Below are 7,256 nucleotides of genomic sequence, written 5' to 3'. Positions count from 1 at the left end.
GCACTCATCCCTGAATGCCGACCCCCGGGCTCGTTCCCGTACAGCACCTCGCGCAAGAGGTCGGTGTCGAGCCCATGGATTTCACCTGTTTTGCTTCTACCCAGGTGCCGTGCAGGTAGTCACGCAGTCGCGTGCCGCAAGCGGCAGGGCGTGATGTTCATCGATTGCTTGTTGTTAAAGAGCGTGAATGAATAGTAGCAAATGCTTTTTAATTGAGCAATAGATAACGTAGCAATGCGATGCAATTGCCACGTTTCGAGGGTGATGTGGAGATTGGGCGGACGAATTGCCCGAAAGACAGGAGGGGAAGCCGGGGTAAAGGGGTAGTGTTGCTACTTTTTCTTGGCGTCGAGCTCTTGCGCCAGCACCAGGCCCGCCGTCACTACCGAGAGCAAGGCCGGTGTGGCCCACTCTGGCACGGGCTCGCTTGGCTGGCGTAACACCAGCTCGACAAGTCGTTGCATGGGAACCGAGGAGGCGTGGTAGCGAGCCGCGATGTCGTCGGGGCTCGCATCAGCCACATGCACAGGTGGGAGGGTTGGGGGCTCGTTGCCTTCGGCCTGGGTAAACCAGCCACGCATTCCGGGAATGCTCTCGATGTGGCGTATGGTTTTTTCGGAAACGGCGCGTGAACCGTTGAGCATCTGCCGGATGAACGCGCCATCTTTGAACCCCAGGCGGCGGCCAAAGGCACTGCGATCACCGTGGGTCAGATGATCGATGGCCTTGGACAGTAGCTCGCGGCGTTGCTGGGCGATGTGTGCTTCGTTCATGCTTATAAAGGTAGCACAAGCTCTGGTAGCAGAGGTAGCGTTTTTAGAGGAAAAGTACCCTTTATAGGCCTTTTGGGCCCGGTTTTTGCCTCTAACAAGATTGTTCGTAATTATCCTTGAATTAGGTGGGGTAGGGGACTCCGGGCGGGCGGGTGATAGGCAACGCAAGTTGAAAATTGCTTGTTGTGATCAACTGTGACTGATTCTGGTTTTCCGTTCTCGCTTATGTGATCAGCAGATTTCAGGGTTAACCATGATATCTATGGTAAAATTTTCCAGTCGTTTCCACTGAAATATATTCAAAACCGAACCATCGGACCCATGTAAGTTCTCTTCCCTACTGACGCAGTTCAACAATTGCGTCCAGCGCTTTCCCAACCCACCGCGTTTCGCGAGTGCGGTTTCTTTTCTCGTTATTTCCTGCTGTCATTCCCTACACCGTATTGTGCACGTGCGCAATTCACGGTGAACGCTTGCATTGCCTGGCAACAGGCGGTGCCGCTATGGTTTTGCGTGCGGGGAATGTTCTATCTGGTTTTCCCATGCAACTTAAAAGAATTCAAGAAGATTGGTTTTCCAATATCCGGGGGGATATTCTGGCCGGTATCGTCGTCGCTCTGGCGTTGATTCCCGAGGCCATCGCCTTTTCCATCATTGCAGGCGTCGACCCCAAAGTGGGCCTGTATGCCTCGTTCTGTATTTCGGTAGTTATTGCCTTCGCCGGCGGGCGGCCCGGCATGATTTCGGCTGCAACCGGTGCCATGGCGCTGCTGATGGTCACCCTGGTGAAAGAGCACGGCCTGGAATACCTGCTGGCTGCCACCATTCTTACCGGCGTGCTGCAAATACTGGCCGGTGCGCTACGCCTGGGGGTGCTCATGCGTTTTGTTTCCAGGTCGGTAGTTACCGGCTTTGTGAATGCACTGGCTATTCTTATCTTTCTGGCGCAGTTGCCCGAACTGACCAATGTTACATGGCACGTATACGCCATGACGGCCGGTGGTCTGGCAATTATTTACCTGTTCCCCTACCTTACCCGCTCGATACCGTCGCCTTTGGTGTGTATTGTGGTGCTCACAATCGTTGCCATCGTGCTTGATCTGGATATCCGCACGGTGGGCCACATGGGTGACCTGCCCGACAGCCTGCCGGTTTTCCTTCTGCCGAATATCCCGCTCACCTTCGAGACCTTGCAGATCATCTTCCCCTACGCCGCCACATTGACGGTGGTGGGTTTGCTGGAATCGTTGATGACCGCCCAGATTGTGGATGACCTGACAGACACGCCCAGCAACAAGAACCGTGAATGTGCCGGCCAGGGTGTCGCCAACATCGCATCCGGTTTCATGGGCGGTATGGCGGGCTGCGCGATGATCGGCCAGTCGGTGATCAACATCAAGTCGGGCGGGCGAGGCCGTTTGTCCACGTTGGCGGCCGGCGTCATCTTGCTGATCATGGTCGTGTTCCTGGGGCCCTGGGTAAAGCAGATTCCCATGGCCGCTCTCGTGGCCGTAATGATCATGGTGTCGATTGGTACGTTCAGCTGGAGCTCCTTGCGCGACCTGACACGTCACCCTAAAACCTCTAGTGTCGTTATGGTGGCCACGGTGGTTGTGGTTGTGGCCACGCACGACCTGGCCAAAGGGGTCTTGGTGGGCGTGCTGCTCAGCGGTATTTTCTTTGCGCACAAGGTTGGGCGGGTATTCCGTATTACGTCATCCACGCAGGACGACGGCCGTACCCGCACCTATAACGTGGTGGGCCAGGTGTTCTTTGCCTCAGCAGAAAAATTTACTGGCTCGTTCGATTTCAAAGAGGTCATCGAGAAGGTAAGGATCGACCTGAACCGGGCCCGGTTCTGGGACATCACCGCCGTCAGTGCGCTTGACGCCGTGATTCTGAAATTCCGTCGCGAAGGCACCGAGGTCGAGGTCATCGGTCTGGATGAGGCCAGCACCACTTTGGTGGATCGCTTTGCAGTTCACGACAAGCCGGGTGCCATGGACAAGTTGATGGGCCACTAAAAAGGAGACATGAATGATTAAAGTTTTTGCATGTATTGATGGCGCGGCACAAACGGATGCCGTGTGTGAATACGGTATCTGGGCGGCCCGTCGCCTTGGGGTGACGCTGGAATTCCTGCATGTGCTGGACAGGCACCCCGAAAAGGCGCCGGTAAGTGATTTCAGCGGAAATCTGGAATTAGGCGCGCAGGAGTCCTTGCTGGCAAAGCTGTCCGATCTGGACGAGCAACGCAGCAAGCTGGCGCAAGAGCATGGACGCCAAATTCTGGACGCCGCCAGTCAGCGGGCGAGGCAGGCCGGCCTGGCCAATGTTGAAACTCGCCAGCGGCACGGCTCGCTGGTGGAAACCGCGCTGGACGTGCAGCCGGAGGCGCGGCTGTATATTCTGGGTCAGCATCCGCCTGTCGAGGGCAACGGCCGAACCTATCTTGATCTGAACGGCGAAAAAGTCGTTCGTACCTTGCAGCGCCCCGTGCTTATCACCACAGGGTCATTTCATGAACCCAAGAGCTTCATGATTGCTTTTGATGGCAGCGCCACCGGGCGCAAGATGGTGCAAACCGTCGCGGGTAGCCCCTTGCTCAAAGGTATGGCGTGCCACATCGTGATGGTGGCCGATGACACGCTCAAGCATCAGCATGACCTGGGCTGGGCACGAGAGATGATGATAGAAGCGGGTTTTCACGTGGAAGCAGCGCTTCAGCAAGGAGAAGCGGACACGCTTCTGCGCGACTATCTAACCTCGAATAATATCGACCTGTTGGTAATGGGGGCCTATGGCCACTCGCGCATTCGTGAGTTGATTGTCGGCAGCACCACCACGACCTTGCTGCGCACCAGCCCAGTACCCGCGCTCGTTATGCGCTGATCGGGCTACTGGTTTGTCAGGCAAAAAGAACAGTTTTCGACCCATGTAGTTTGTGTCAATTTTCAAGTATCGTGCCCGCTGCGCCTCGTGGCGAGCGGGCGCCGCGCTTGCCGTGTGTACCGCCAGGCCAGGTCCTGCGTCAACTCTGCGAACCCCGGCATCATCTCAGGGGTACTTCCTTCGCCGTTTTTACCGTGGCCTCCTGGCACGCAGTGTGCAAGTTCGGCATGTCGCCATCCCTTGTAAAGGAAAGCCACACGCCATGACTGACGATATCAGGAGACAGACGCAGCGTCGCCGTACGTTTGCCATCATTTCCCACCCCGACGCGGGTAAAACCACCCTTACCGAAAAACTGCTGCTCTATGCGGGTGCCATCCACATTGCCGGCAGCGTGAAGGCCCGAAAAGCCTCGCGTTATGCGACTTCCGACTGGATGGAGATCGAGAAACAGCGGGGTATATCGGTGGCCAGCGCCGTCATGCAAATGGTGTATCGCGATTGCGTCATCAACTTGCTGGATACCCCCGGGCACAAAGATTTTTCTGAAGACACTTATCGTGTCCTGACGGCGGTCGATGCTGCCTTGATGGTCATTGATGCGGCCAATGGTGTCGAATCGCAGACCCTGCGCCTGCTGCAGGTCTGTCGCGCCCGGAACATTCCCATCATCACGTTCGTCAACAAGATGGACCGCGAGGTTCGCTACCCACTGGAGATCGTGGACGAAATCGAGCGTGTGCTGGGGATGCCGATTGTGCCGTTTTCCTGGCCAGTTGGTATGGGTAAACGGTTTCGTGGCGTGATTGATGTGCAGCATGAACGTCTGCGGTTGTTTCGGCCCGGCGCGGCAACGCGCCACGCGGATGATGCCGTTCTGGCGCTGGATGACCCGCACTGCACGGCCTTGGGCGACGAGTTTACAGAGGCGCGCGGTGAGGTTGAACTGGCGCGGGGCGCCTCGCCCGCTTACGACCCGGATGCCTTTCTTGCCGGCAGACAAACGCCTGTGTTTTTTGGCTCGGCCGTGAATAATTTCGGGGTGAAGGAGGTACTCGATGCCCTGATTGATCTGGCGCCGGCACCGACGGCCCGAAAGGCCATCGAGCGAACGGTGGTGCCTCGTGAAGCCGGTTTTTCGGGCGTGGTGTTCAAGATTCAGGCCAATATGGACCCCGCCCACCGCGACCGTATTGCCTTTGTTCGTGTGTGCTCAGGCAGGTTTGAGCGCGGCATGAAGCTGACGGTTTGCCGCAATGGTAAAAGCCTGCGAGCCAGCAACGTGGTTTCGTTTCTTTCACAGCAGCGCGAACAGCTGGATACGGCGTTCCCGGGCGACATTATCGGTTTGCCGAACCACGGCCAATTACAGTTGGGCGACACCCTGACCGAGGGCGAGTCGCTGCAGTTTACAGGGCTGCCCTTTTTTGCTCCGGAGCTTTTTCGAACGGCCGAGATTGCGGACCCCATGCGTATCAAGCAATTGCGACTGGGTTTGAAGCAACTGGGCGAGGAAGGGGCTATTCAGGTGTTCACCCCGCATGCGGGTGGCGCCATGCTCCTGGGCGCCATCGGTGATCTGCAGTTCGAGGTTGTGGAGCATCGATTGGCCGCTGAATACCATGTGCCTGCCCGCCTGGTGCCGGCCAGATTTCAGCAGGCACGCTGGGTGACGTCGTCCGATGCTGCGCTGCTGGATCGCTTCATCAGGGCGTATGCCGATCGCATTTACTACGACGCCGTGAATGCACCGGTGCTGGTGGTTCGACACGGGCCGGAGCTGCAACTGGCCCAGGAAAAGTGGCCGGACATCCAGTTTCACGCTTTGAGAGAGCATGCAGGCCTCATTTTCTACGACCAGTTGGGCGCGCGTCAGGTGAACTGATTACGCGCCACGCTGATGTCAGTTTGAACGATTCAAAGGAGAGGAAAGAATGCTGGAACGAAAAATTGTGACCGGGGACGCCGCCCGGCAGGACATTGTTGAAGGCATGCAGCAACTGGCCCGGGCGGTTGCTGTGACGTACGGACCGGTAGGGCGCATGGTGGCGCTGGAGGGCCACGATGGGGCGTTACCTACGTTGAGTCGGGATGGCCTGACCGTGGCCAGACAGATTGTTCTTGAGGATCCCGCTCAGAACAGCGCGGTGCGCATTGCCTGTGAGGCTGCCGAACGAACGCATGACAGTGTGGGCGACGGAACCACCGCGACCTTGCTGATGGCTGCATCGCTATTGCGCGAAGCACAACGTGCTGTGGTAACTGGTAGTGACCTGAACAAGGTGTGTGAGGGCATAAAGCGAGGTGTTGATACCGCCATTACGCATATCCGGGATCACACCATCGCGTGTGTGACTTCGGAGAGTGTGCAACAGGTTGCCGAGGTTGCTTCACAGCACGACAAGGAGATCGCCTCGTTGCTTGCCCAGGCGGTGACCCGGGTGGGGCAGCAGTGTGTCGTTCGGGTTGAGGCAGGAAAAGGCAGGGACAGCAGGCTTTCCATACAAGAGGGCTTGCGGATTCGTGGCGTGCTGGCATCCAGGGCTTTTGTGACGGATGAGCATTTTGTCAAGGCCAGGCTTGAACACCCCTTGCTGATGGTACATGAAGGGCGTCTGGAGGATCCGGAGTATCTTGTGCCGGTTCTTGAGCGCGCCCTGGAAATGAATAAACCGTTGGTGATCATGGCCTCCGGGTTCTCTTCCCCCGTGTTGGCCCTGTTGCTGGAGAACCACCGCCAGGGGCGCGTGGCTTTGTGTCCTGTTCGGTTGCAGCCAGGTGTTGGCGGCCTTTCTGACGTTCTGGATGACCTGGCGCAGTGCAGTGGTGCCAAGGTGCTGGGACGTGTTGACTCCATACCGGGCGCTCGTCCTTGCGCTGATGATCTTGGTTGTGCCCTATGCATCGAGGTTTCGACAAGCGAGTCGGTTGTCATCCTTGGTGAAAAGGGGCAGCCGGAAGCGGTGGGTGAGCGCATTCATTTGTTGAGCGAAGCGCTGAAAACGATGGCGGACGACGGGTTGAAGGAATCGGTGCTTGAACGCCTGTCCATGCTGGGCAGCGGTATTGCTCTGATCGAGGTGGGGGCAGATTCCGAACCGGAGTCTTCCGAGCGCAGACGCAGGGCGTACAACGGGCTTCAGGCAATCCGCGCGGCGATGCAGGATGGCGTCGTGCCCGGCGGCGGTACGGCGGCATTGCGGGCAATACCGGTGGTTGAACAGTTGGCCATGAGCGATGATGTGGCCGTTGCTGCCGGAGTTCGCAGCGTAATGCAGGCATTGAAAACACCGGCGATGACCTTGATTGCGAATTCTGGCGTTGATCCGGAACCCGTTGTTGATCGCGTCATGTACGGCGACGGGTATTATGGCTACGATGTGGCTCGGCAAGCCTACGGTGACCTGCGCGTGTTTGGCATTATTGATCCCGCGCTGGTGGTGACGACGGCATTGCAAAATGCATCTTCTATTGCCATTGCATTGCTGCGGTCTCAGGGCGTTTGCGTCATGGCGCGCGATGCCTAGATTATTCAGCGTGAGGGCAGGGCGTGTTGCGTGATTATTGGTCATTTGGCGCAAGAAACCGACG

5 protein-coding genes are annotated in these 7,256 nt (G+C 57.5%); 4 read left to right on the top strand and 1 reads right to left on the bottom strand.

Going from position 1 to position 7,256, the window contains the following annotated elements; all coding sequences use genetic code 11:
* Positions 1-332 precede the first annotated feature (332 nt).
* Entirely contained in the window at positions 333-773 is a 441-nt protein-coding gene (locus tag AB7E06_RS18820; protein ID WP_427958085.1) for a hypothetical protein, read from the bottom strand.
* A 542-nt stretch (positions 774-1,315) separates the two neighbouring features.
* Between AB7E06_RS18820 and AB7E06_RS18815 the strand changes: the two genes are divergently transcribed.
* The 4 genes from AB7E06_RS18815 to groEL all read left to right on the top strand — a co-directional run bounded on the left by AB7E06_RS18815 (position 1,316) and on the right by groEL (position 7,192).
* Positions 1,316-2,797, top strand: coding sequence for a SulP family inorganic anion transporter (locus AB7E06_RS18815; RefSeq protein WP_427958083.1), 1,482 nt, complete (start codon positions 1,316-1,318; stop codon positions 2,795-2,797).
* A 13-nt stretch (positions 2,798-2,810) separates the two neighbouring features.
* The gene (locus tag AB7E06_RS18810; protein ID WP_427958081.1) at positions 2,811-3,665 is read left to right on the top strand and encodes a universal stress protein; all 855 of its coding nucleotides are present in this window, start codon (positions 2,811-2,813) and stop codon (positions 3,663-3,665) included.
* A 262-nt stretch (positions 3,666-3,927) separates the two neighbouring features.
* Positions 3,928-5,550, top strand: coding sequence for a peptide chain release factor 3 (locus AB7E06_RS18805; protein WP_427958079.1), 1,623 nt, complete (start codon positions 3,928-3,930; stop codon positions 5,548-5,550).
* A gap of 49 nt (positions 5,551-5,599) precedes the next feature.
* Positions 5,600-7,192, top strand: a complete 1,593-nt coding sequence (gene groEL, locus AB7E06_RS18800) for a chaperonin GroEL (protein ID WP_427958077.1) — start codon at positions 5,600-5,602, stop codon at positions 7,190-7,192.
* Positions 7,193-7,256: the final 64 nt, after the last annotated feature.

This window comes from Alcaligenes sp. (assembly GCF_050255915.1).
GTDB classification, from domain to species: domain Bacteria; phylum Pseudomonadota; class Gammaproteobacteria; order Burkholderiales; family Burkholderiaceae_B; genus Alcaligenes; species Alcaligenes aquatilis.
The sequence above is the reverse complement of the archived record's forward strand: the minus strand, read 5'-3'. Positions and strand labels throughout refer to the sequence as shown.

Bases quoted from the DNA above. Each gene is read 5' to 3' on its own strand.
- AB7E06_RS18820 (WP_427958085.1), bottom strand. From the start codon at position 773: ATGAACGAAGCACACATCGCCCAGCAACGCCGCGAGCTACTGTCCAAG.
- AB7E06_RS18815 (WP_427958083.1), top strand. From the start codon at position 1,316: ATGCAACTTAAAAGAATTCAAGAAGATTGGTTTTCCAATATCCGGGGG.
- AB7E06_RS18810 (WP_427958081.1), top strand. From the start codon at position 2,811: ATGATTAAAGTTTTTGCATGTATTGATGGCGCGGCACAAACGGATGCC.
- AB7E06_RS18805 (WP_427958079.1), top strand. From the start codon at position 3,928: ATGACTGACGATATCAGGAGACAGACGCAGCGTCGCCGTACGTTTGCC.
- groEL (WP_427958077.1), top strand. From the start codon at position 5,600: ATGCTGGAACGAAAAATTGTGACCGGGGACGCCGCCCGGCAGGACATT.